This window comes from Lysinibacillus sp. FSL R5-0849, assembly GCF_038595075.1.
GTDB lineage: Bacteria > Bacillota > Bacilli > Bacillales_A > Planococcaceae > Lysinibacillus > Lysinibacillus fusiformis.
Genome location: NZ_CP152004.1, coordinates 3,250,515 through 3,273,859, shown reverse-complemented (window position 1 = coordinate 3,273,859; position 23,345 = coordinate 3,250,515). Strand labels below are relative to the sequence as shown.

Sequence of the window (23,345 nt, the reverse complement as noted above, 5' to 3'; positions counted from 1 at the left end):
TAAAAAGCAGCAGATTTTCTTTCTTATATTTTAAATTGTTGAAGTAATGTTTGTAGCTGCTGGGCATGTTGACTTAACTCCTCAGCGACCGCGTTCACTTGCTGCATTGTTGCGACTTGTTCATCAACAGACTCACCAATTATTTGTGAATTGCTGGCTGATTGATTTGATACACTAGCTATTTCCGTGACAGAGGCTGCAACCTGTTCAGCACTGGCGGAAATTTCCTCAGATGTAGCAGATATTTCTTCAATTTGCTCTGTAAATGCAGTCACGGCTGATGTGATGGAGTAGAAAGCATCCCCTGCCTCGTGAATTTTATTTACGCCATCTTTTACAGACGCTAGTCCATGATCGACGGCAACTGCAACATTGCGTGTATCTGTCAGAATTTCTTTTGTAATGGCAACTATTTGATTGGCAGACTGATTAGATTCCTCAGCAAGTTTACGTACTTCATCAGCTACTACTGCAAAGCCCTTACCGTGTTCCCCAGCTCTTGCCGCTTCAATTGCCGCATTTAATGCCAGTAAATTTGTTTGTTCTGAAATGGCTGTGATAACGGTTGTAATTTGTCCAATTTCTTCTGATTGTTTACTTAACTTTTCGGTTAATGTAGCAATTTCAGAGGTAGCGACAGAAATGATAGACATTTGTTCTTTCGCTATGGAAATAGTTGTTCCTCCTGTTTGTGCGAGCTCAGTCATACTTTCTGCATTGGAATGAAGGCTTTGTGTCGCTTCTGCAATGCGTTGGACACCGGCTGCTGTTTCATCCATTGCTACAGCACTTTGCTGTGAAGCACTAGCGGATGAAACGATATGTGTTGAGTTTTCTTGAATTCGTTGGGCAATATCATCAGAAGTCGCCGTCACTTCCTCCGTGCTAGCAGATAGCTCTTCAGAGACAGCTGATAGGTGGGAGGCACTATCTTGGATGTTTGACATTAATCCTGTTAGATTGTGCTTTAACGTATTGACAGCCACGGCTAGTGTACCAATTTCATCTTTTGATTGGTGAGTCAGCTCATCAATCGTTAAATCTCCTTGTGCTAATGTATCAGCCGCTCCAATAGCCTGACGCAATGGCTGGACAATCGACCTTTTAACAAAAAACATAAAGTATACGCCAATAACGACACTAGCCAATAGTAGCGTGATGGAAATAATAATTGCTCGTGCAACCGTTTGATTCACTTCAGCATCAACCTTTTGAAGCTGTTCATTATGATACTCTAACATTTCCTTCGTCAATTGGAAGATTTCCTTATTATCTTTTGTCACATCATTATTTATGTAAGAGAGTGCTAAATCTACATTTCCATTATTGAAGGCTTGGACCGCCTCTTCGGAATGAGTAAGTAAAGCTTTTTGTAGTACTGTGATTTGCTGCATGATATTTTTTGTGTAATCAGAACGAACAAGCGTAGAAAGTTCATTCACCGATTCTGGTAATAGCTTTTCATAGCGCTCTAAATTAGCTTTAGCTGTCTCATCCTTTTGATTTAAAATATAGGAACGTAAAAATAAACCTTGCGATGCGAGTTCTTGCTGAATTTTCACTGTTAATTGCATTTGAACTATACGATGTTGCAGCACTTCTTCTAGATCATTTTGCGTAGCTTTAAATTGAAGAAAGCTCACAATGCTTGAAATGAAGAGTAAACATGTTAATGAAATGAAGCCCAGATTTAGTTTTTTACGAACGGACATAGACGTTCCTACCTTCTTTTGTTATATAGAAAAAATAAATGTTCTGAAATTACTATAACTTGATATTTTTACAAGGTCAATACTCAGAAAATTTTCAATAGCAGGAGTAGTATTTCCTTTTTAAGGAATTTCAAAAGGGTTATATACCTATATAAAAAGCTTGTGAAATCCATGTCAACCACTTGATTCTTCAAAATTGATTGACAATTGTATTTGTTTGTCATAGAATTAAGGCTAACTTTTTGTTCGGTCAAGGTAGAAGGCTACGGGAGCGTGGTCAGCCTAAGAACAGATGAGCTGAGTTTAGATGAGAATAGCTGAGAAATTGTTGAATAAGAGTAGTAGCATAGGTGTGCAATATAGAGAGTCAGTGGCTGGTGAGAACTGATTTGTAGCTTATGTGAATGGACTTATGAGAGTCGCCTTTAAAAAAGCGAACGTGAATCCCCACGTTATAGGGAATGCTTGAACGATATATGGCTATAGCTATCTAACTGATTAGCTATGGACGTAGCAGGAGCAGGCATTAAAGTGAGAGCAATATGCTCTAATATGAGGTGGCAACGCGGTCATGATCGTCCTCTGCAATTAGGAATAATCCTTTTTGCAGGGGATTTTTTTATTTTCATTCAACAGTGCAATTTTTCTTCATTCGACTAGACATTAGCTAAAGGAAATCTTTGGAGAAGGAGATTGAAAGCTATGCAAACAATGAGTTCAAGAACAAAAATGAAAACCATCAATGGCGATTCTTTAACACCGATTTTAATTTTTAGACGTTTACAAGGTAAGCATAAATTTCTGCTGGAAAGTTCAGCCCAGCATGAGGGTGCGGGAAGGTTTTCCTTTATCGGTGCGAATCCAAGAAAAACATATAAAGGTGTCGGGCAAGAAATTCAGGAGTATTCCTATCAAACAGGAAAAACCTATGTCCATAAAGGTGAGCTCTTTGCTCTACTGAAAAGACTCATGCCACGCATTTCCCATACGACTGAATTTCCGTTCTCTGGTGGTGCCGTTGGTTATATAGGTCATGGAGGAACATCGATGCTGCCAACCGATGAAAAGGATCTCCCAGATGTTCATTTTCATGTCTATGAAACAATCATTATGTTTGACCATGTAACGGATGAAGTGACACTGATTCATACAAATATAGATGTGGAAAAACAAGAGCCTGACTTGGAGGATTTAGCCCAACAGTTGTTACAGGGGCATGCAAGTGAAGAAGCAACTTACATCTATCAAACGCTTGATACTTCTACACAGGATCAATTTACAAATGCTCTACAAAACATTCAACGTAATTTACAAGGGGAAATGACAAGAGTCGTATTACCGAAGCGCTATATGGCAAAGTTTCAAGGAGACGCTTTTTCGTTATATAGACAGCTCCGTAAAAAAAAGCCAGCTGCCTATATGTATTATGTAGAATTTGAAGATTATGTAGTTTTAGGAACATCTCCTGAAAGTCTAATACGAGTGACAGGAGAACGAGTAATTGCAACCCCGACAGAGGGAACATACCCACGAGGAGGAACGAAAAGCGACGACTTAGAAAATGAACGAAAACTATGTAATCATCTAGAGATTAGAAAATCACATGCCCTCCTTGTGAGCGCAGTGCAGAAAGAGCTACAGTCAGTTTGTTTTCGGGATTCCCTTCAGGTGATTGATGCTATGCGTATTGAGAGATCGAAGCAAGCTTTACACATGACTTCTAGAATAGAGGGACGTCTGTTGCCAATGCTTCATGCCCTTGATGTATTAGCAGCAATGCTACCACCATATTCAACTACAGGGATACCTGAGGAACAGGAAACCTATTATTTGGAAAAATGGCATCATAATGCGGGTATTTTTGGCGGAGCTCTCGGCTTCATTGGTTTTAATGGGCAGTTGGATTTTGCTTTAGCTGGGCAATCCATTGTGGTGAAACAGACAATGATGCATTTGCAATCGACCATTGCGGTTACAAAATATACGGACGTATTAAGAGTTTTACAGCAGGTGGAAGAGGAAGAACGAGTATATTTACAGTTATTGGCGAATAATGGAGGGCAAAACGAATGAAGCATTTACAGCGGAAAGTGTTGCAAGGAGAGCATTTAATGTATGAAGAAATGCTGGAGGTGGCGCAATGGATATTTCAGGATGACACCCCTAAAGATGAAATCGCAAGCTTTTTAACAGCCCTATCTATAAAGGGGGAGACGGCTCATGAAGTAGCGGCATTAGCAACAACTATGCGGTCATTTGCCCGTGATGTCCCGGTAAAAGAAGGGGATTACATGGATAATTGCGGTACTGGTGGTGATGGTCTTCATACATTTAATATCAGTACTGCCTCTGCATTCGTGCTAGCGGGAGCTGGTGTTAAAATCGCCAAGCATGGAAATCGTAAAATTTCGTCTTCCTCTGGCAGCTCGGACGTTTTAGAGGCATTAGGTATTCATACAGATATGACAATTCCACAAACGGTAGATTTATTGGAGAAAGAAGGCATTGCTTTTTTATATGCACCGAATATCCATCCTAAACTAAGAAGGATTGGGGAGGTGCGACGTGCACTAGGTCGACCAACCATCTTTAATCTAGTTGGCCCTTTAACAAATCCTGTAACCCTTTCAACACAATTTACAGGCATTAATCGTCCCCATTTTGTCATGGAGTATGCTTCTGTTCTACAAATGCTAGGACGGGAGCGTGCCATTGTAGTATCAGGTCCTCAAGGGCTAGACGAAGCTTCCTTAGCAGGGCAAAATACATTGGTTTTACTAGATAAAGGAGATTTGATTCCATTCTCATTGACCGCAGAGGATGTCGGTCTTCGCTCGGCACCATTAGAGGCCATTCGTGGTGGCAATGCTGATGAAAATGCGGTAATAATGAAAAAATTATTGGCTGGGGAGCAGAGTGCCTACTTAAATACGGTATTGTTAAATGCCGGAATTGGATTATTCGGTTATGGTCAGGCAGAAACGATTAAAGAGGGTGTGGCTATGGCGAAAGACAGTATTAGCAGTGGGCGAGCCCTACAAAAATTAGCAAGGGTTGTAGCTTATAGTGAGCAATTAAAAGGAGTGAAGGTTGGACAATGAATATTCTTCAAAAAATACTTCAGCAAAAGAGGATAGAGGTAGGAGCATTATTAGAGCAGCCTGATCCTTTAGCGAATTTTTCAGAACAGCAACGCCCTTCGTTATTCCAATCATTACGGCAAGCAAACACATTGCAAGTGATTGCTGAAATGAAACGTGCTTCACCTTCCAAAGGGTTAATTGCTGGTGGGGCAGACCCAGTTGCCCAAGCAAAAGTTTATGCTCAGGCAGGAGCAGCAGCTATTTCTGTATTAACGGACAAGGAATTTTTTAAAGGTTCCTTTGAAGATTTAGCTGCAGTTGCTCGTACTGTGGATACGCCACTTCTTTGTAAAGATTTTATGGTGGATCGAGTGCAAATTCGATTTGCGAAGGCAGCAGGCGCATCAATAATTTTATTGATCGTGGCAGCATTAACGGATGAAGCTTTACGTGATTTATATAGCTACGCAACGAGCTTAGGCTTAGAGGTTTTAGTGGAAGTGCATGATAGTGAGGAGCTCGAACGTGCCCTTGCAGTCGATGCGAAATTGATTGGCGTTAATAATCGAGATTTACGCACTTTTGAAGTCAATTTACAGCGAACAAAGGAGATTGCAGAAGCCTTTCCGTTTGATGAGGAACATCTATTAATTAGTGAAAGTGGTATTTGGTCGCAGGACGATGCGAAACAAGTGGCGGCTATGGGCGCTAGTGGCGTTCTTGTTGGAGAAGCATTAATGCGGAGCGGAGATGTAGGGCTAGCACTCAGACGTTTACAAGTTCAAACCGAGGAGACGTCAGTATGACAAAAGTTAAAATTTGTGGATTACAAGAATTAGAACATATCCAAACAGCAATTCATGCTGGTGCAGATGCTGTGGGCTTTGTTTTTGCACCAAGTAAACGTCGTGTATCCATTGAACAAGCACAGCTGTTAGCAAAGCAAGTGCCACAAGGTATTTTGAAAATTGGTGTCTTTGTCAATCCAACTCCTGCTGAATTACAGGAAGCAGTTGAGCGAGTGCCTTTAGATTACGTGCAATACCATGGAGAGGAAACAGCAGCATTCATTGCTGAACAAGGTTATCCGGCTATAAAAGCATTATCTATACGGACAAAAGAGGATGTGCAAGCCGCTGCTAATTATCAGGTGGACTATTATTTATTCGATGCCCCTGGGACTGATTTTAAGGGTGGAAGTGGTCGAACTTTTGACTGGACTTTACTTGATGAAGTGGGAATTCCACGAGAAAGATTAATACTTGCTGGTGGATTGAAGGCGGAGAATATTGAAGGAGCCATTACAGATGTAGACCCTCACATGGTGGATGTATCCAGTGGTGTAGAAACAAATGGCATAAAGGATCATAAAAAAATACGGACATTTTTACAAATGGCAAAGAGGGGGCATAGATAATGACAGTTTCGATAGCCAATAGTGTACCAACAAAGGATGGGCGGTTCGGCCAATTTGGTGGGCGGTTTGTACCTGAAACATTAATGACAGCCTTGCTAGAATTAGAGACTGCTTATGAGGAAGCAATAAAAGATGCAGCGTTTACAGAGGAGCTATCCTATTATTTAAAGGACTATGTGGGACGTGAAACCCCGCTTTATTTCGCAGAAAATTTAACAAAGAAGCTTGGTGGAGCGAAAATCTATTTAAAGCGTGAAGATTTAAATCATACAGGTGCTCATAAAATTAATAACGCGATCGGCCAGGCCCTCCTTGCCAAACGAATGGGGAAAAAGAAAATTGTTGCGGAGACAGGAGCTGGGCAACATGGAGTAGCAACGGCTACCGCTTGTGCCTTATTAAATCTTGAATGTGTAGTTTTTATGGGCGCTGAAGACATCAAACGTCAGCAGTTAAATGTTTTTCGTATGGAGCTACTTGGAACGAAGGTTCAGTCGGTGGAAAGCGGGTCAAAAACTTTAAAGGATGCTGTAAATGCTGCTTTGCGCTACTGGGTAACAAATGTGGAGGATACGCATTATATTTTAGGCTCTGCGTTAGGCCCACACCCATTTCCAAAAATTGTCCGGGACTTTCAGCGTATTATCGGGGTAGAAACAAGGACACAAATTTTGCAAAAGGAAGGTCGTTTACCAGATGCAGTTGTAGCTTGTATTGGTGGAGGTAGTAATGCAATTGGCATGTTTCATCCATTCGTTGACGATGAATCAGTTGCCTTATATGGTGTAGAGGCAGCAGGAAGTGGTCTTGAAACGGGGCGGCATGCTGCAGCCATTGCAGGTGGACAATTGGGTGTATTACATGGTGCTTACATGTATTTATTACAAGATGAAAATGGCTTTGTTCAAGAAGCACACTCTATTTCAGCAGGATTAGACTATCCAGGAAAAGGGCCGGAACATTGTTATTTACATGAGATGGGTCGAGCGCAATTTGACTCTATCACAGATGCTGAAGCATTAGAAGGCTTACAATTATTAAGTCGAACAGAGGGCATACTTCCCGCACTGGAAAGTTCCCACGCTATTGCTTATACAGCAAAGCTTGCTAAAACTATGCCGAATGACAGCATTATTGTGGTGTGCTTATCTGGCCGAGGGGATAAAGATGTACACACGGTTCGTGCGGCACTAGGGGGGGATCTGAAATGACGACTTTACAACAGGCGATTGACCAGACAAAGCTTGCAGGACATAAGGCTTTTATACCGTATATGATGGCAGGCGATGGGGGATTAGAAACAGTCAAGCCAACGATCTTAAAGCTACAGCAGCTGGGTGTAACAGCTATTGAAGTAGGCATTCCCTTTACAGACCCTGTTGCAGATGGTCCAACAATTGAACGGGCTGGAGAACGAGCATTAGTAGCGGGTGTAACGTTGAGGAAAGTATTACAAGCTCTCGCTTCATTTAAAGAGGAAATAACTGTCCCATTAGTCATCATGACTTATTTTAATCCCGTATTAGCATATGGCTTGGAGGCTTTTGCTCAAGCTTGTGTAGCTGGAGGAGTCAAAGGAATAATCGTACCCGATGTGCCATTAGAGGAAAGTGGGATTTTACGAGAGGCCTTAAATCCACATAGCATTGATGTCATCCAGCTTGTATCATTAACAAGTCCTCCTGAACGCATTACTCGTATTGCTGCTGCAAGCCAAGGATTTGTTTACGCAGTCACTGTAAATGGAATTACAGGGGAACGATCCAATTTTGCTACTAATTTAGAACAACATTTTGCAAGCTTGCGTCAGGCAAGTCCAATCCCAGTACTAGCGGGATTTGGCATTTCAACGCCAGAGCAAGTGAAAAGTATGGGAATGTTGGGAGATGGGGTCATCGTTGGAAGTGCCGTTGTGACAGCCTTACATGAAGGCAGGATGGAAGCAATAGAAGCATTAATAGCCGCTTCAAAAGGCATTTATGAAAAGTCTACTCTTTACTAGAGTGGGCTTTTTTGCGGTGTAGTGGATAGCGTGGGGGGGGAGTGATGGATAGCATGCTGAAACAGAGACATAGCCTTACTTGGATAAAACTATCAATCTTACGGATAGTGCGTATCGTGTAGAATTTCGGTATAATAGCTTTCGTAAGGAAGTGAGAAGATGATTCTATCGAAAAAAAGATGGCAAGTGGAGCGCCCAGACGTAAATCTTGTAAAAGCATTACAAAATGACCTACAACTTTCTGCGATTGCAGCAAAAATTTTAGCAGCGCGAGGCTGTGAAACAACAGCTGATGCAGAAAGCTTATTAAATATGACAGAAGCGAATGTCCATGACCCTTTTCTCATGCACGGTATGACGGAAGCGGTGGCACGAATTGAGCAAGCTCTTGATAATGGAGAGAAAATTTTAGTCTACGGCGATTATGATGCCGATGGTGTGACAAGTACGACGGTCATGCTAAATGTTCTATTAAATCTTGGTGCTGATGTATCGTTTAAAATACCGAATCGTTTTATTCATGGTTATGGGCCACATGAGGCTCTTTTCAGGGAAGCATATGAGGAGGGTGTGCAGTTAATTATCACTGTGGATAATGGGATTTCGGGGATTGAACCTATTCGTGTAGCGAAGGAGCTTGGGCTGGATGTCATTGTGACCGATCACCATGAACCAGGGGAGGAATTACCACCAGCAGATATCATTTTACATCCACGTATACCTGAAGGGCATTATCCTTTTGGAGAGCTTGCTGGTGTAGGTGTAGCTTTTAAGCTTGCACATGCTCTATACGGAGAACTACCAACTCATTTATTAGAATATGTTGCGATTGGCACGGTGGCTGATTTGGTGCCATTAGTGGATGAAAATCGTTATCTCGTTAAACGAGGGATAGAGGAAATGCGTCGTTCTCTTAGTCCATGGGTACAAGCCATGTGTGATATTGCGAGTACGGAGCAAGCAAAAATTAATGAGGAAACGATTGGCTTTTATTTTGGTCCACGCTTTAATGCAGTGGGGCGTCTCGGTGATGCATCGCCAGGTGTCGAATTATTAATGGCAGAGGATAGCGCAAAGGCAACAGCATTGGCCAAACAGCTAAATGCCTGCAATACCGAGCGTAAGGATATTGTCAAAAGTATAACGGATGAAGCCATTGCCCTAATTGAAGCAGAGAAGAAAATTAGCGATTCTTTAGTCCTTGTTGTAGCAGGAGAAGGCTGGAATGCAGGGGTTGTAGGAATCGTTGCTTCACGTCTTGTTGAACAATATTATCGTCCGACGATTGTCCTTTCACTTGACCCTGATAAAGGCACAGCAAAAGGCTCTGCACGCAGTATTGAAGGCTTCCATTTATATAATGAATTGGCCAAAAATCGTGATATTTTACCTCATTTTGGAGGCCATCCGATGGCAGCGGGGATGACTTTATCAATTGAGCATGTGGATGAACTACGGTCACGCTTGGATACACAGGCAAGAGCATGTTTAACAGAAGAGCAGTTAACACCTGTGGTACACATTGATATCCCTCTAAGCCTAGATGAAATTTCTGCAGATGCTATTGAAGAAATATCAACACTTGGCCCGTATGGTACCGATTTTCCGAAGCCAGTTTATGTGCTTGAGGATGTTGAAATATCTTCGATGCGAAAAATTGGAGCAGCTGAGAACCATATAAAAATGGAATTAACGAATGGCTATGACAAATTAGATAGTGTTGGTTTCCATAAGGGCCATTTACATGATGAATTAACGTATGGCATAAAAGTGTCCTTTATTGGTGATTTGCAAATTAACGAGTGGCAGGGTCGTAAAAAAGCTCAATTTATGATTGAAGATGTTCAAACCACTGAATGGCAGCTTTTTGATATTCGTGGTATTCGTCAAACGGCTCGCTGGCTCAATACAGTGCCAAAGGAAGAGGCGACATTTATAGCCTTTCGTCCAACAACAATGACCTATTATCAATCGTTAATTGATGTTCCTATAATAGTCGTTGATCCAACTCTTTCAAACATCGGACAAAGTGAATATATTGTTCTTTTAGATTTGCCTGAAAACATTCAAAAGCTAGAAGAGGTTTTACAGAAAACAGCCCCTTCACGCATCTATGCGCATTTTTATATGCCAGATTCACAATACTTTAATGTTTTACCTACCCGAGAGCAATTTGCATGGTATTATAAATTCTTGAAAAATCGACCAGCATTTCCACTTGATATGCATGTAGCGGACATAGCTAAGCATACTGGATGGCCATTAGAAACATTAAAATTTATGACACAGGTGTTTTTTGAGCTTGATTTTGTTAAAATGGAGAGTGGACTGACGACTGTCAACGTGGATGCTCCAAAACAAGCATTGACCGAGGCACCGTCGTACAAACAACGTTCAGAACAGATTGAAATGGAGCAAATGCTTGTCTATGCTCCTTATATAGAATTAAAACAATGGTTTGATGAACGAATACATGACTAGACGAATACGTTTCGTAGGAGGAGCAATAAAATGGATTTAAAGCAATACGTTACAACGGTTGAAAACTGGCCGAAAGAGGGTATTACATTCAGAGATATAACTACAATTATGGATCATGGACCGGCATACAAATATGCAACAGATCAAATTGTAGAATATGCAAAAGAACTAGGTGCAGAAATTGTAGTGGGTCCTGAAGCACGTGGTTTTATTATTGGGTGCCCAGTTGCCTATGCCCTTGAAATCGGCTTTGCACCTGTTCGCAAACCGGGTAAATTACCACGCGAGGTTATTAGTGCAGACTATGGTCTTGAATATGGCAAAGATACATTAACTATGCATAATGATGCGATTAAGCCTGGTCAAAAGGTACTAATCTGTGATGATTTACTAGCAACAGGCGGTACGGTAGAAGCCACTGTTCGTCTAGTGGAACAATTAGGTGGTCAAGTAGTGGGTTGTGCCTTCTTAATTGAACTTTTAGAATTAAATGGTCGTGACAAGCTGGGCGACTTAAATATTAAAACTCTTATTCAATATTAAGAGCATTGAAAAAAAGCGCCATCACATGGGCGCTTTTTTATTGTTCGTCGTAGGACTGAATGATCTTTTGCATTGTTCGCAAAGTATCATAGAAATCAGCATATTTTTCGACACCAATATCATCAACGATTTTATCTTGAATCGTTTTCCAAATGGGTGCAGCCTCATGCAGCTTCTCTAACCCTTTTTCAGTGAGCATTATATTTTTAGTGCGAGCGTCATGGGGATCACGCTTTAACTCGACGTAGCCATATTGCTTTAATAGATTGATATTACGTGTCACGGTCGTTTGGTCAAGCAATAAAATTTCACCTAAACGACTAATGGAAACAGCTTGTTGGAGGTCGATATGTGCCAGCATAGAATATTGAGTCACTTTTAAACCGGTAGGCTGAAGTAATTTATCATATAACTGCGTCACGACCCTTGTTTTTTTTCGAAGGTTTGCACAAACACATATTTGTGTGTAATCGATAGTATTCTGTTGATTTTTCATGGTCAGTACTCCTTTGAGGGATTCTACTAATTTTAAGTATACACCTAAGCGCTAAAAAATACTTATTGACAGCTATCTAATGGAATGGTTACTATCATTATACATGTATATACATATAAATGAACGAATATACTCTAAAGCATGTATATACATGCTTTTAGAGTGACTTTGACAAGAAAAGTAGGTGGAATAATGAAGCGGATTCATTACAGTTGGTTTATTTTAGTGGTCACGTTTTTCTCCATTATTGTTGCTGGAATTACAATGTCATCATCTGGTGTGTTTATTGATCCTTTAGAAAGGGAGTTTCAATGGGATCGATCGACGATTGCGCTAGCATTTGCCGTCAGCTTATTTTTATATGGCATCTCTGGACCATTTATGGCAGCTTTGCTTGAAGTGATAGGTTTAAAAAAGATGATGATAAGTGCTATGTCTACATTAGTGTTAGGAATGTCTTTAACATTTTTCATGAATCAATCATGGCAATTAATCATTATTTGGGGTGGAATCATTGGTCTCGGCGCAAGCCTCTTTTTAACGGTGCTCAGTCCTTATGTAGCCAATCATTGGTTCGTCAAAAGAAGAGGGCTGGCAGTAGGGATTTTAACGGCTAGTACAGCCACGGGTCAGCTTATTTTATTGCCAGTGCTTGCTATTATCATTGACCACTATTCATGGAGATGGGCAATCGGCTTTATTCTACTTTTGAGTATAGTGATGTTAATCATAATTGCTATTTTTATCAAAAACAAACCGCAGGATTTGGGCTTAACGCCTTATGGACAGGATGAGATATTTGAAAATCCCCATGTGCAGCTCAAGAAAAATCCAATTAGTATGGCCTTCAATGGCTTATTAGAAGCGGTTAAAGTCAAAACTTTTTGGCTGTTAGCAGGGAGCTTTTTCATTTGCGGTCTTTCAACGAGTGGTTTAATCGGTACTCATTTTGTCTCTTATTGCATTAGCTTTGGTATTCCATTAGTAACCGCTGCATCGCTCCTTTCTTTTATGGGTGTATTTAATTTACTAGGTACTACTGCATCTGGTTGGCTATCAGATCGCTTTGATAATCGTTGGTTATTATTTTGGTATTATCTGTTAAGAGGAGCTTCCCTCCTGTTACTCCCATATGCTTTGGCACAGGGCTCCTTTGTTTTATTAACTATTTTTACTATCTTTTATGGCCTTGATTGGATTGCAACAGTGCCACCTACGATTAGTATTGCCCGACAAACTTTTGGCGTACAAAAGAGTAGTATTATTTACGGATGGATTTTTGCCTCTCATCAAGCGGGAGCGGCAGTCGCTGCATATGGTGGTGGGTTGATTTATAAATTTTTCAATTCCTATACATGGGCTTTTTTTCTTGCAGGGGCTTTTTGTGCATTGGCGAGCCTATTCGTTATCATAGTCAAAAAACAAACTTCTAAGCAAGCACAAACGAACTAAACGTGAAAAGTTGAACCTCCGTATGAAAGGTTCAACTTTTTTTTGACAAAACTCAAACAAAAGTTTATAATGTAAACAAATATAATAAAAGGTGATGCTATGAATGAAAGAGAACAGGCGGTGCTTGCTTTAATTCGCCAAAATCCGTTTATGTCTCAGCAAGAGATGGCGGATGCCATGAATTTATCTCGTCCCGTACTTGCTAATTTAGTGTCTAGTTTAACAAAGGAAGGAAAAATAGTAGGTCGAGCTTATATTTTACCCGAGGCAAATGAAATTATTTGTATCGGTGGAGCTAACTTAGACCGAAAATTCCACGTGAAGGGCAATGTTCAATTTGGAACTTCTAACCCTGCTAGTTCTTCCTTTAGTGTAGGTGGTGTCGGTCGAAACATTGCTGAAAATTTAGGCCGATTAAACCATCAAGTGACATTGCTCACAACAGCTGGTAAAGATGCGGATTGGCAAGTGATCCAAGATGCTTCAGAATCGTTTATGAATCTACGATATGTGGAGCAGTTACCAGAAGCTTCAACTGGTTCTTATACGGCCATTATGGATGAGCAAGGCGAGCTAGCACTAGCTGTAGCCAATATGGAAGTATATGACTTATTATTGCCTAACTTGTTAAAAAAGCATGAAACGATGCTTGTGAACGCTGGCTGCTTTATTTTGGACTTAAATTGTCCGAAAGAAACGGTGGCTTATATCCAGCAAGTAGCTATTGCTCGTGAAATTCCACTGGTTATTGTGCCAGTATCCTCGCCTAAAATGAATCGACTACCTGAAACATTACAAGGCGTAACATGGTTTATTTGTAACACGGATGAAGCAGAAACAATTGTAGGACATACAATTGAAAACGTGAGTCATTATGAAAAAGCATTACAACAGCTCCTACAATTAGGTGCTGAACATGTAATTATCACAGCTGGCAGTAAGGGCGTATATGCGGCTTCAACAACAATTGCGCCTAGTCATTTTGCTGCCAAAGTAATTGATAAGATTGAAGATGTGACAGGTGCAGGAGATGCCTTTGTCAGTGCTGTTATTCACGGCTGGCTGACAGGACAATCCTTTGCGACATGTCTTGATGCAGGGTTAACCAATGCAAAAAATACCTTAGCATCTCCTTATACAGTGAGACCTGAATTATCTGTAGATTTGTTAAAAAGTGAAATGGAGGAATAACAACATGAAAGAATTCATCGTATTATCAGAAGAAGTAAAAGCAGGACAAGCAAAGGGCTTACCAATCGTGGCTTTAGAATCAACGATTATTTCACACGGGATGCCATACCCACAAAACGTACAAACTGCTCGCGAGGTTGAGCAAATTATTCGCGATAATGGTGCGGTACCTGCAACAATTGCATTAATTGATGGGAAAATTAAAATTGGTTTATCAGATGAAGAGCTTGAAATGTTCGGTAATGCACAAGGTGTTGCTAAAGCTTCACGCCGTGACCTAGGCTACTTACTTGCTACAAAAAAACTAGGAGCGACAACAGTTGCAGCTACAATGATCTGTGCAGAGCTAGCAGGTATTGAAATCTTTGTAACAGGTGGTATTGGTGGCGTTCACCGTGGTGCTGAAACGACAATGGATGTCTCTGCTGACTTAGAAGAATTAGCACAAACAAATGTTGCTGTCATTTGTGCTGGTGCAAAATCTATTTTAGATATCGGCCTTACATTAGAATATCTTGAAACAAAAGGTGTACCTGTAGTTGGTTATGGTACGGATGAATTACCAGCATTCTACACACGTCAAAGTGGATTCGATGTAAACTTCCAGCTTGATACACCACAAGAAATTGCAGAAATGCTAAGTGCGAAGTGGGCATTAGGTTTAAAAGGTGGAGCTGTTATTGCTAACCCAATCCCTGAAGCTGAAGCTTTAGAGCATGCGTTTATTACGAATATAATTGAAAAAGCTTTAGCTGAAGCTGAAGAAAATGGTATTCAAGGTAAAAACGTGACACCATTCTTACTAGGTAAAGTAAAAGAATTAACAGAAGGTAAAAGCCTTGATGCCAACATTGCATTAGTGAAAAACAATGCAGTAGTGGGCGCGAAAATTGCTGTAGCTTTCAATCAATTACACTAATTCTCTTGTCGAAACAAAGACTCTTTGTGACATAACGTCGCAGAGGGTCTTTTTTATTAAAAAGAAGAATATTTTTTCCATTTTTAATGCTGTTCACGAGATTAACTAAACTAAATGACACAGTCTCTTTACAATAGGCTACAAAATTTTATACAATTAAGTTTATATCTAATCTGAAAAATTTGACGAGCAAGGTGGACATGTTATGGCGAAAGAGCAAATTTTGACTCCTGAGGACGTTTTTGAGTTAGTCAAATCCTACATGAATGATGAAAATGTCGCATTCGTGAAAAAAGCATATGAATTAGCAAGGGATGCCCATATTGAGCAATTCCGTAGCTCTGGTGAACCGTATATTATTCACCCAGTACAAGTAGCGGGTATTCTAGCTGAATTACAAATGGACCCAGAAACTGTAGCGGCAGGTTTTTTACATGATGTTGTCGAAGATACAGATTTTACGCGGGATGATTTGGTACGGGAATTTGGCGAAGAAGTAGCAGTACTCGTGGACGGAGTTACAAAATTAGGGAAAATTAAGTATTTATCAAAAGAGGCGCAGCAAGCAGAAAATCATCGAAAAATGTTTGTAGCCATGGCGCAGGACATCCGTGTCATTTTAATAAAGCTAGCAGACCGTCTTCACAATATGCGTACGCTAAAGCATTTGCCTGCCGAAAAGCAGAGACGTATTTCGAAAGAAACTTTAGAAATTTTTGCACCGCTTGCACATCGTCTTGGAATATCGACTGTCAAATGGGAGCTTGAAGATACAGCACTTCGCTATTTAAACCCACAGCAATATTATCGTATTGTCAGTTTGATGAAGAAAAAGCGAGATGAGCGTGAGGCATATCTAGACAATGTCATGGCTGAAATGAAATCACAGCTGAATGAAGTTGAAATTGATGCAGATGTATATGGACGTCCAAAGCATATTTACAGTATTTATCGAAAAATGGTGCTACAAAAGAAACAGTTTAATGAAATTTATGATTTGTTAGCCATTCGTGTATTGGTCGATAGTATTAAAGATTGCTATGCCGTATTAGGGATTGTGCATACGTTGTGGAAGCCAATGCCAGGACGTTTTAAAGATTATATTGCTATGCCAAAACAAAATCTATATCAATCCTTACACACAACTGTTATTGGTCCGTATGGAGATCCATTAGAGGTACAGATTCGTACAAAGGAAATGCATAAGATTGCTGAGTACGGGATTGCGGCACACTGGGCGTATAAAGAGGGTAGGAAGGTTGACCATCAAAAGCAAAATGTCGACCAAAAATTAACATGGTTCCGTGAAATATTAGAATTCCAAAATGAGTCTTCCAACGCGGAAGAGTTTATGGAATCCTTAAAATTTGATCTGTTTTCAGATATGGTGTACGTCTTTACCCCTGAAGGTGACGTCATTGAATTACCTGCTGGTTCAGTCCCGATTGATTTCGCCTATCGTGTCCATTCTGAGGTCGGAAATCGTACAATAGGGGCGAAAATTAATGGCAAAATGGTGCCGCTTGATACACCGCTGAAAACGGGCGACATCATTGAAATTTTAACATCTAAGCAATCCTTTGGACCAAGCCGAGATTGGCTGAAAATAGCACAATCCTCACAGGCAAAAAATAAAATAAAGCAATTTTTCAAACGTCATTTACGTGAGGAAAATATTGTCAAAGGTAAAGAGATGATTGAAAAAGAAATCCGTGCACAGGATTTCGATTTAAAGGAAACAATGTCAGCTGAAAATCTAAAACGAGTATGCGATAAGTTTAATTATACGAATGAAGAGGACTTATATGCAGCTGTTGGTGTGAGCGGAATAACGGCACAACAAGTTGTGAATCGTTTAGCTGAAAAACGCCGAAAAGAGCGTGAACAGGAAGAAGCCTTAGAAAAAATCGAACAAAAAATGAAAAATCTGATCCCACAAAAACGTACGGAATCAGGTGTCATTGTGAAGGGCATTGATAATATGCTCATTCGACTTTCGCGCTGCTGTACGCCTGTTCCAGGAGATGACATTGTTGGCTTTATTACAAAGGGTCGTGGTGTATCCGTGCATCGTGCAGACTGTCCTAATATTCAAATTGAGGATGAGCAGGAGCGTTTAATTGAAGTCGAGTGGGAGCATGGTGTCATCCCTGAGAAAAAAGAATACCCAGTGGATATTGAGGTTTCTGCTTTTGATCGACCTGGTATTTTAAATGAGATTATGCAAATTGTTAGTGAAACTAAAACAAATATTTTAGCGGTAAGTGGCCGTGCTGATCGTGATAAAATGGCCACAATTCATTTAACAATCTCTATTTCGAATATTTCGCATTTGCATAAGGTTGTGGAGCGAATTAAACAAACACCTGATATTTATTCGGTGCAACGAGTTATCAATTAAGCAATAGTTAGAATTGGGGTTATTGACGTATGAAGGTAGTATTACAGCGTAGTAAAACAGCTTCTGTAACAGTTGACGGAACTGTTACAGGAGCCATCGATAGTGGCTATGTTCTTCTAGTTGGTATTACACATGAAGATACGCAGGAAGATGTCGAATACTTAGCGAAAAAAGTAGCCAATTTACGCCTTTGGGAAGATGCTGATGGAAAAATGAATCATTCTATTTTGGAGCAAGGTGGCGCTATTTTATCCGTCTCGCAATTTACGTTATATGGGGATGCAAAAAAAGGGAATCGTCCAAGTTTCACAAGTGCTGCAAGACCAGAAGTAGCAGAGCCGCTGTGGGAAGCTTTTAATCAAGCATTACGGGAACACGGTTTACATGTGGAGACAGGCATTTTTGGTGCAATGATGGATGTTGCACTCATTAATGATGGGCCAGTAACAATACTTCTAGAGTCAAAATAAATGGTACATTTCCTATCATTCCTTCATATACTTAAGAGTATGGTTAGTTTTATAGGAGGGAGTGTCAAGAACATGGCGCAGATAGGAAGTATATCCAATCCATATTTATACGAAACTCTTAAAATGATGGTTGGTCAGGCTATTGTAGTGCAAACAGAAAAAAATATTCAACAAGGTATTTTATTATCAATATTACCTGACCATATTATTTTAGAGATTAGTCGTACACCATTCTTCATACAGTTGGAGGAAATTGTGTGGGTTACATTGGAAACAACCAAAAAATGAGTATGTGTGAACCTTCGATGATGGAAGGTTCTTTTTTTATATATTTACGTTATAATGAATGAACTTAATTATTAGAATATTTGATTTATTAGAGAGGTTGAAAATTATGCAAACAATAGCAATTTTAGGTTCTTTGTTTTTTTGGAATAATATAAAGGAGCATTTCGCAGTATTTCCTCACGTACAATTTATTCATTTTCCATATACGCATCCTGAACAGTGTGTGGATTTTATTGAAGAAGCCGCATCTCAATCGGATATTGTATTATTTGCTGGCTCCATTCCCTATTACTATTGCTACGAAAAAATAAAGGCATTATCTATACAAGCGACATATCTCCCTTTTGATGAATTGACTTTAGCCCTTTCGCTATTATCCCTACACCATCATGAACGAGTAGGATTGAGCGAATTATCGATAGATTTGCCTAAAATGAATAGCTTTTATCAAGTGATGAAGGAGGCAGGAATTGCATCTACAGATGTGTATGTAAAAGATTATGCATGGGTCCATGAAAAACCTGAAAAAATAGCAAATTTAAATATGGCTGATTATGTTCATTATCATAAGGAGTTATACGAAGCTGGAAAGACTAAAGTAGCTCTTACTAGCCTTCATGCTGTTTTTATAGAGCTTGAACAATTAGGGATACCTGCGAAGTATATGGTTGAAAGCAAACAAACGTTTGCAGCGGCGGTTACTAGAGCCTTAGATGCGTATCATCATCAATTATTGGCGTCCTCGCAAATTGCCGTTGTCTCCATTCATTGCCAAGAAAATTTATCACACCTTCATCCAGTATTTCTAAGTACTTTAGAAACATTAAGCGATCGTTTGCATGCAAAGGTCATGCCAGCACAGCAGGAGCCTTATTTAATTATTTCAACAAGAGGGGTAATTGAAAAGCTTGAACCTTCTTATTTACGTTCCCTAAAAGAACAGTATGAACAGCAATTTGGTACTATTTTCAGAGTGGGTGTTGGCTATGGCTATTCTTTACATGAGGCGGAGGCACATTCATCACAGGCTTTGTTTTTTACAACCAAATATAGCGAGACTTCTACGGTAATGTGCTTGGTGGATGAACAGAATCGATTATATGGACCATTATTTGAAAATAATAATAAAGTAGCTTTAAGTAGCAATAATAAACATATTTTAGAGATTGCTGAAAAAGTGAAAATGAGTGCTAAAAATATTAACGTTATGAAGCAATTCATGTTGGTAACCAATAATCGTCCTTTTTCCGCTGCTGAATTAGCAGACTATATGAATCTGTCACGTAGATCTGCTGAGCGCATTATTAATCGTTTAATTGAACAGAACTATTTTACGTTTGCAGGGGAGGAGCACCCTTATCATCAGGGCCGTCCTAGGAAGCTTTATAAGGCAACGACAAAATGGGAAATCTGAAATAATAGAAAATTAATACTTTACAATAAATTTGAACTAATGTATATTTATTTTCAATTAACGACATATAGCGACAAAGTAGGAAGGGGGCTTTGATAGAGTTTGCTAGTGTCAAAATCTATCAATAGGTTGGTGATATTTTGGAAAATGAACAGCGTGTAAAAAAGAAGAGTTGGCTGAAAGTACCTCATACATATACGATTATTTTTGCTATTATTTTTCTAGCAGGTATTGCAAGCTATATTATTCCAGCAGGTGAGTTTGACCGAGTAGAAGATCCAGAAGGACGTATGCTCGTTGTGGATGGAAGCTATCATCATATTGACAGTAATCCAGTTTCCATTTTTGAAATGTTTACAGCAGTACCGATGGGCCTTGAAAAAGGTGCTCAAATTATCTTCTATATTTTCTTAGTTAGTGGTGTATTTGGTATTATTCGTTCGACAGGTGCTATCGAAGCTGGTGTTTATAAAGGTGTGAAAGCATTAGAGGGTAGAGAAAAGCTCTTAATTCCACTATCTATGATTCTATTCTCTGTTGGTGGTTTTACAATGGGGATGGCGGAAGAAACGATTATTTTCGTACCAATTGGCGTAGCAATCGCTCGTGCTATGGGCTTTGATGCGGTAACAGGAACTGCCATGATTACACTAGGAGCAGCTAGTGGATTTTTTGGGGGGATGCTTAATCCCTTTACGGTTGGCGTTGCTCAATCATTAGCAGATGTACCTTTATTCTCAGGGATTGGTTTCCGTGCAGTTGTCTATATTTTTGTATTAAGTTTTGCTATCTTCTATGTGTCTCGCTATGCTTTTAAGGTGAAAAAGAACCCGCAGGCAAGTGTGATTTATGAAATTGAACAACAGGCTAAATCCAATGTATCTGCGATTGACATTCCTTCATTAACAGGAAAACATAAGCTAGTATTTATTGTAATGGCATGTGGCATTGGATTTAATATTTATGGTGTTTTTAATTGGGATTGGTTTTTAACACAATTAACGGCTTCATTTTTAATTATGGGCTTACTTGCAGGTCTAATTGGCGGTTTAAAACCTGGCACTATTTTCGACTCCTTTATTGATGGGGCAAAGGCTGTAACATTCGGTGCTCTCATCGTAGGTTTTGCACGTGCTATTACAGTCGTTTTAGAGCAAGGGAAAATCATAGATACAATTGTTTATGCAGCATCAGAGACAATCGGACATTTACCGCATGCTATTAGTGCAATCGGTATGCTGTTTATTCAAGCCCTTTTAAATTTATTTATTTCATCTGGTAGTGGACAGGCGGCAGCAACCATGCCAATTATGATTCCGATTACTGATTTATTAGGATTAGAACGACAAGTAGCAGTCTTAGCATTCCAGTACGGAGATTCATTAACAAACTCCATTATTCCTACTTCATCTGCATTAATGGCGTATTTAGCCGTAGCAGGTATTCCATATGAAAAGTGGATTAAATTCATTTGGAAGATGATTCTTGGCTGGGCATTGATTGCATGTGTAGCATTAATAGCTGCAGTAGCATTAGGTATTTCTTAAAACATGAAAAGAGCTGTGGAAAATGATGATCATTCCACAGCTTTTTTGTATTATTCTTCATTCGCATTAAAGTAATTTAAGATGCCTTGATAAATACCAAGAGTAGCCTGTTCACGGAATTTAGCCGTGGTGATGGCCCGCTCTTCACTAGCATTACTTAAGTAACCCAGCTCAATAAGCACGGCTCTTTGTCGATTCTCACGTAGTACTAAATAGTTGCCTTGTTGGGTTCCACGATCTCTCAAATCAATTTTACTCGAAAGTCCATCATGTATTGCCTCCGCAAGCCCTTTTTGATTACTATTCATATAATAGGATGTGAAGCCGTTAATAGAGCTATCATCGGTAGCGTCATAATGAAGACTAATAAAAGCGTCTGCCTCATACTGGTGGGCAATCGAGACACGCTTCCGCAATGCCACATATTCGTCAGACTCTCTTGTCATAACAACATTGGCACCCGCTGCACTTAGCTTAGAAGCAAGGAGAGTAGCTGTTTTCAAAGTAATCCCTTTTTCTTCTGTTCCACGTTGACCTGTTGTTCCATGGTCATTGCCTCCATGCCCAGCATCTACAACAATGGTTAATCCATTTAATGTTCCCTTTTTACGAGGCTCTTGTTGATCCTTTTGTGGGATAGAAGTTTTATTGGAGCTCGTAGTAACAACCCAATTCGCAACAAACGCTGTTTCTTTGTCTAGTTGAATTTCGTAAAAATCATTTTTTACGCCGACAATAGGATAGGTTTTACCAGCGTTTACTCGCTCCACAACTTCAGCAGCAGTTGACGCATCAGTTCGTAAGTTTGTCCCATTATAAATAATAGTAACGGATTCTAAATCTTTTGAAGAGGACGATTTAGATGTGCTCTTTACTTTATTTGAAAAAGTACCGTAAAAACTATAAACCCATCCAGCTTTTTTATCATTATACTGAATTTGTACCCAATTGTGCTCATGTGCAAGGACCTTGTAAGCCTTTCCCTTTGTCACTGTGCCAATTTTTTTGGCATTCAAATCAGGTTTTTTACGAACATTCAATGCATCCACCAATATCGTAAAAGTAGTATCTTTATTAACAGGTGTAGTAGTTGTAGATACTTCTACAGAATCCTCTTTTGGCTCTTTTTCTTTTTTAGGACTGTCGTTAATTGTCACATAATCCTTAGAAACCCAACCAGATAGTCCATTCCAATCAATTTTTGCCCATTCATTATTTTCCTCAAGGAGGTTTGCTTGATTGCCCGTAGAAAGCTGTCCAAGAACAGCTGAAGAAATATCTGGATCAGTGCGAATATTTAAACGGTCAACCTGTGAAATAACAGTTTTATCAATGGTTTTTTGAGTGCTTGTAGAGGTAGTTAACCAGGATGCTACCCAGCCTTCATAGCTACCTGCTTTTACCTGTATCCAATCACCTTCACGAGCGATTGAAGTTAAAGGATCACCTTCATCTAAAGTCGTAATAATTGGATAAGACAATCCAGGACCCTCACGTAAATGAAGAATCGTACCAGATACTTTTAGATCACTCGTATCAGCGGAAGCATATTGAATAAAGTTCTTATTTGGAATCGCAATTGTTACTATTAGTACGAAGATGATAATACTATGTAAAATTTTTGTCCTCATCAGATTCCTCCTATTCCTTGTGCTATTTTACCATGCTTTTGTATTAAAATTCGTGGTAAAAAGGTAATGGAATTTGTTATTTTCGTTACTCTCTTATGAAAAATACAAAAATAGTTGACATTGGGTTAGCTAGTGACTAACATAAAGGGTAATCGAAAAATGATTAATCGCTTATGACCAAGCAAGTAGCGTGTACCTCTATTGGAACAGAGAAGGAAAGACTTAGGCTGCAATCTTTCCTACAAAAATGTATAACGTGAATAACACTTGAGAGGCTTTTTTCTGAAAAGCAGTGCTT

General features: G+C 39.6%; 19 protein-coding genes and 2 other annotated features (1 of these 21 only partly in view). Of the genes, 16 read left to right on the top strand and 3 right to left on the bottom strand.

Translation table 11 applies throughout. The features are described from left to right. Positions 1 to 23: 23 nt before the first annotated feature. Positions 24 to 1,712, bottom strand: coding sequence for a HAMP domain-containing methyl-accepting chemotaxis protein (locus tag MKY80_RS16095; protein ID WP_342530210.1), 1,689 nt, complete (start codon positions 1,710 to 1,712; stop codon positions 24 to 26). A gap of 319 nt (positions 1,713 to 2,031) precedes the next feature. Then, positions 2,032 to 2,298 (top strand) — a binding site (T-box leader). Positions 2,299 to 2,414: 116 nt separating this feature from the next. Here MKY80_RS16095 and MKY80_RS16090 point away from each other — a divergent pair. The 8 genes from MKY80_RS16090 (at position 2,415) to MKY80_RS16055 (ending at position 11,238) form a co-directional block, all read left to right on the top strand. Next, on the top strand, positions 2,415 to 3,785 hold the full coding sequence (locus tag MKY80_RS16090; RefSeq protein ID WP_008181113.1) for a glutamine amidotransferase: 1,371 nt from the start codon (positions 2,415 to 2,417) through the stop codon (positions 3,783 to 3,785). Further along, complete coding sequence (gene trpD, locus MKY80_RS16085; RefSeq protein ID WP_090002903.1) at positions 3,782 to 4,813, top strand: anthranilate phosphoribosyltransferase; 1,032 nt, start codon at positions 3,782 to 3,784, stop codon at positions 4,811 to 4,813. Before MKY80_RS16090 ends, trpD begins: the two co-directional genes overlap by 4 nt. Continuing rightward, positions 4,810 to 5,601: an indole-3-glycerol phosphate synthase TrpC gene (trpC, locus tag MKY80_RS16080; RefSeq protein ID WP_008181109.1), complete on the top strand. Its 792-nt coding sequence runs from the start codon at positions 4,810 to 4,812 to the stop codon at positions 5,599 to 5,601. Before trpD ends, trpC begins: the two co-directional genes overlap by 4 nt. Further along, entirely contained in the window at positions 5,598 to 6,212 is a 615-nt protein-coding gene (locus MKY80_RS16075) for a phosphoribosylanthranilate isomerase (RefSeq protein WP_008181108.1), read from the top strand. The genes trpC and MKY80_RS16075 overlap by 4 nt, the downstream gene beginning before the upstream one ends. Then, positions 6,212 to 7,423 carry a tryptophan synthase subunit beta gene (gene trpB / locus MKY80_RS16070; protein WP_008181105.1) on the top strand — a complete coding sequence of 404 codons (1,212 nt, stop codon included), beginning with the start codon at positions 6,212 to 6,214 and terminating at the stop codon, positions 7,421 to 7,423. Before MKY80_RS16075 ends, trpB begins: the two co-directional genes overlap by 1 nt. Beyond that, entirely contained in the window at positions 7,420 to 8,214 is a 795-nt protein-coding gene (gene trpA / locus MKY80_RS16065) for a tryptophan synthase subunit alpha (protein ID WP_096365177.1), read from the top strand. Before trpB ends, trpA begins: the two co-directional genes overlap by 4 nt. A 159-nt stretch (positions 8,215 to 8,373) precedes the next feature. Further along, positions 8,374 to 10,695: a single-stranded-DNA-specific exonuclease RecJ gene (recJ, locus tag MKY80_RS16060; protein WP_342530202.1), complete on the top strand. Its 2,322-nt coding sequence runs from the start codon at positions 8,374 to 8,376 to the stop codon at positions 10,693 to 10,695. A gap of 30 nt (positions 10,696 to 10,725) precedes the next feature. Continuing rightward, complete coding sequence (locus MKY80_RS16055; RefSeq protein ID WP_008181098.1) at positions 10,726 to 11,238, top strand: adenine phosphoribosyltransferase; 513 nt, start codon at positions 10,726 to 10,728, stop codon at positions 11,236 to 11,238. 37 nt (positions 11,239 to 11,275) lie between these two features. On the opposite strand, the gene MKY80_RS16050 is transcribed toward MKY80_RS16055, so the two are convergent. Beyond that, positions 11,276 to 11,734, bottom strand: a complete 459-nt coding sequence (locus MKY80_RS16050; protein WP_008181096.1) for a MarR family winged helix-turn-helix transcriptional regulator — start codon at positions 11,732 to 11,734, stop codon at positions 11,276 to 11,278. A 192-nt stretch (positions 11,735 to 11,926) separates the two neighbouring features. Between MKY80_RS16050 and MKY80_RS16045 the strand changes: the two genes are divergently transcribed. From MKY80_RS16045 to MKY80_RS16010, 8 genes are all read left to right on the top strand, one after another. Next, positions 11,927 to 13,186, top strand: a complete 1,260-nt coding sequence (locus MKY80_RS16045) for an MFS transporter (RefSeq protein ID WP_008181094.1) — start codon at positions 11,927 to 11,929, stop codon at positions 13,184 to 13,186. 99 nt (positions 13,187 to 13,285) lie between these two features. Further along, complete coding sequence (locus tag MKY80_RS16040) at positions 13,286 to 14,377, top strand: carbohydrate kinase (protein WP_008181093.1); 1,092 nt, start codon at positions 13,286 to 13,288, stop codon at positions 14,375 to 14,377. A gap of 4 nt (positions 14,378 to 14,381) precedes the next feature. Then, positions 14,382 to 15,296, top strand: coding sequence for a pseudouridine-5'-phosphate glycosidase (locus tag MKY80_RS16035; RefSeq protein ID WP_025114648.1), 915 nt, complete (start codon positions 14,382 to 14,384; stop codon positions 15,294 to 15,296). Positions 15,297 to 15,501: 205 nt separating this feature from the next. Then, positions 15,502 to 17,697, top strand: coding sequence for a bifunctional (p)ppGpp synthetase/guanosine-3',5'-bis(diphosphate) 3'-pyrophosphohydrolase (locus tag MKY80_RS16030; RefSeq protein WP_342530198.1), 2,196 nt, complete (start codon positions 15,502 to 15,504; stop codon positions 17,695 to 17,697). Positions 17,698 to 17,726: 29 nt separating this feature from the next. Next, positions 17,727 to 18,167: a D-aminoacyl-tRNA deacylase gene (gene dtd / locus MKY80_RS16025; protein WP_008181087.1), complete on the top strand. Its 441-nt coding sequence runs from the start codon at positions 17,727 to 17,729 to the stop codon at positions 18,165 to 18,167. A 72-nt stretch (positions 18,168 to 18,239) separates the two neighbouring features. Next, a complete protein-coding gene (locus tag MKY80_RS16020; protein WP_036119154.1) occupies positions 18,240 to 18,455 on the top strand; it encodes a DUF2642 domain-containing protein in 216 nt (71 codons plus the stop codon). 58 nt (positions 18,456 to 18,513) lie between these two features. Beyond that, on the top strand, positions 18,514 to 19,869 hold the full coding sequence (locus MKY80_RS16015) for a MarR family transcriptional regulator (RefSeq protein WP_008181084.1): 1,356 nt from the start codon (positions 18,514 to 18,516) through the stop codon (positions 19,867 to 19,869). Positions 19,870 to 20,009: 140 nt separating this feature from the next. Beyond that, positions 20,010 to 21,416, top strand: a complete 1,407-nt coding sequence (locus tag MKY80_RS16010) for an AbgT family transporter (RefSeq protein WP_008181082.1) — start codon at positions 20,010 to 20,012, stop codon at positions 21,414 to 21,416. 50 nt (positions 21,417 to 21,466) lie between these two features. Here MKY80_RS16010 and MKY80_RS16005 read toward each other — a convergent pair whose 3' ends face one another. Continuing rightward, positions 21,467 to 23,047, bottom strand: a complete 1,581-nt coding sequence (locus MKY80_RS16005; protein ID WP_342530194.1) for an N-acetylmuramoyl-L-alanine amidase — start codon at positions 23,045 to 23,047, stop codon at positions 21,467 to 21,469. Positions 23,048 to 23,211: 164 nt separating this feature from the next. Continuing rightward, positions 23,212 to 23,345 (top strand) — a binding site (T-box leader); it runs 109 nt beyond the window's last position.

Bases quoted from the DNA above. Each gene is read 5' to 3' on its own strand.
- MKY80_RS16045 (WP_008181094.1), top strand. From the start codon at position 11,927: ATGAAGCGGATTCATTACAGTTGGTTTATTTTAGTGGTCACGTTTTTC.
- MKY80_RS16015 (WP_008181084.1), top strand. From the start codon at position 18,514: ATGAACTTAATTATTAGAATATTTGATTTATTAGAGAGGTTGAAAATT.
- dtd (WP_008181087.1), top strand. From the start codon at position 17,727: ATGAAGGTAGTATTACAGCGTAGTAAAACAGCTTCTGTAACAGTTGAC.
- trpC (WP_008181109.1), top strand. From the start codon at position 4,810: ATGAATATTCTTCAAAAAATACTTCAGCAAAAGAGGATAGAGGTAGGA.
- MKY80_RS16050 (WP_008181096.1), bottom strand. From the start codon at position 11,734: ATGAAAAATCAACAGAATACTATCGATTACACACAAATATGTGTTTGT.
- MKY80_RS16090 (WP_008181113.1), top strand. From the start codon at position 2,415: ATGCAAACAATGAGTTCAAGAACAAAAATGAAAACCATCAATGGCGAT.
- trpB (WP_008181105.1), top strand. From the start codon at position 6,212: ATGACAGTTTCGATAGCCAATAGTGTACCAACAAAGGATGGGCGGTTC.
- recJ (WP_342530202.1), top strand. From the start codon at position 8,374: ATGATTCTATCGAAAAAAAGATGGCAAGTGGAGCGCCCAGACGTAAAT.
- MKY80_RS16040 (WP_008181093.1), top strand. From the start codon at position 13,286: ATGAATGAAAGAGAACAGGCGGTGCTTGCTTTAATTCGCCAAAATCCG.
- MKY80_RS16055 (WP_008181098.1), top strand. From the start codon at position 10,726: ATGGATTTAAAGCAATACGTTACAACGGTTGAAAACTGGCCGAAAGAG.
- MKY80_RS16075 (WP_008181108.1), top strand. From the start codon at position 5,598: ATGACAAAAGTTAAAATTTGTGGATTACAAGAATTAGAACATATCCAA.
- MKY80_RS16020 (WP_036119154.1), top strand. From the start codon at position 18,240: ATGGCGCAGATAGGAAGTATATCCAATCCATATTTATACGAAACTCTT.
- MKY80_RS16005 (WP_342530194.1), bottom strand. From the start codon at position 23,047: ATGAGGACAAAAATTTTACATAGTATTATCATCTTCGTACTAATAGTA.
- MKY80_RS16095 (WP_342530210.1), bottom strand. From the start codon at position 1,712: ATGTCCGTTCGTAAAAAACTAAATCTGGGCTTCATTTCATTAACATGT.
- trpD (WP_090002903.1), top strand. From the start codon at position 3,782: ATGAAGCATTTACAGCGGAAAGTGTTGCAAGGAGAGCATTTAATGTAT.
- MKY80_RS16030 (WP_342530198.1), top strand. From the start codon at position 15,502: ATGGCGAAAGAGCAAATTTTGACTCCTGAGGACGTTTTTGAGTTAGTC.
- MKY80_RS16035 (WP_025114648.1), top strand. From the start codon at position 14,382: ATGAAAGAATTCATCGTATTATCAGAAGAAGTAAAAGCAGGACAAGCA.
- trpA (WP_096365177.1), top strand. From the start codon at position 7,420: ATGACGACTTTACAACAGGCGATTGACCAGACAAAGCTTGCAGGACAT.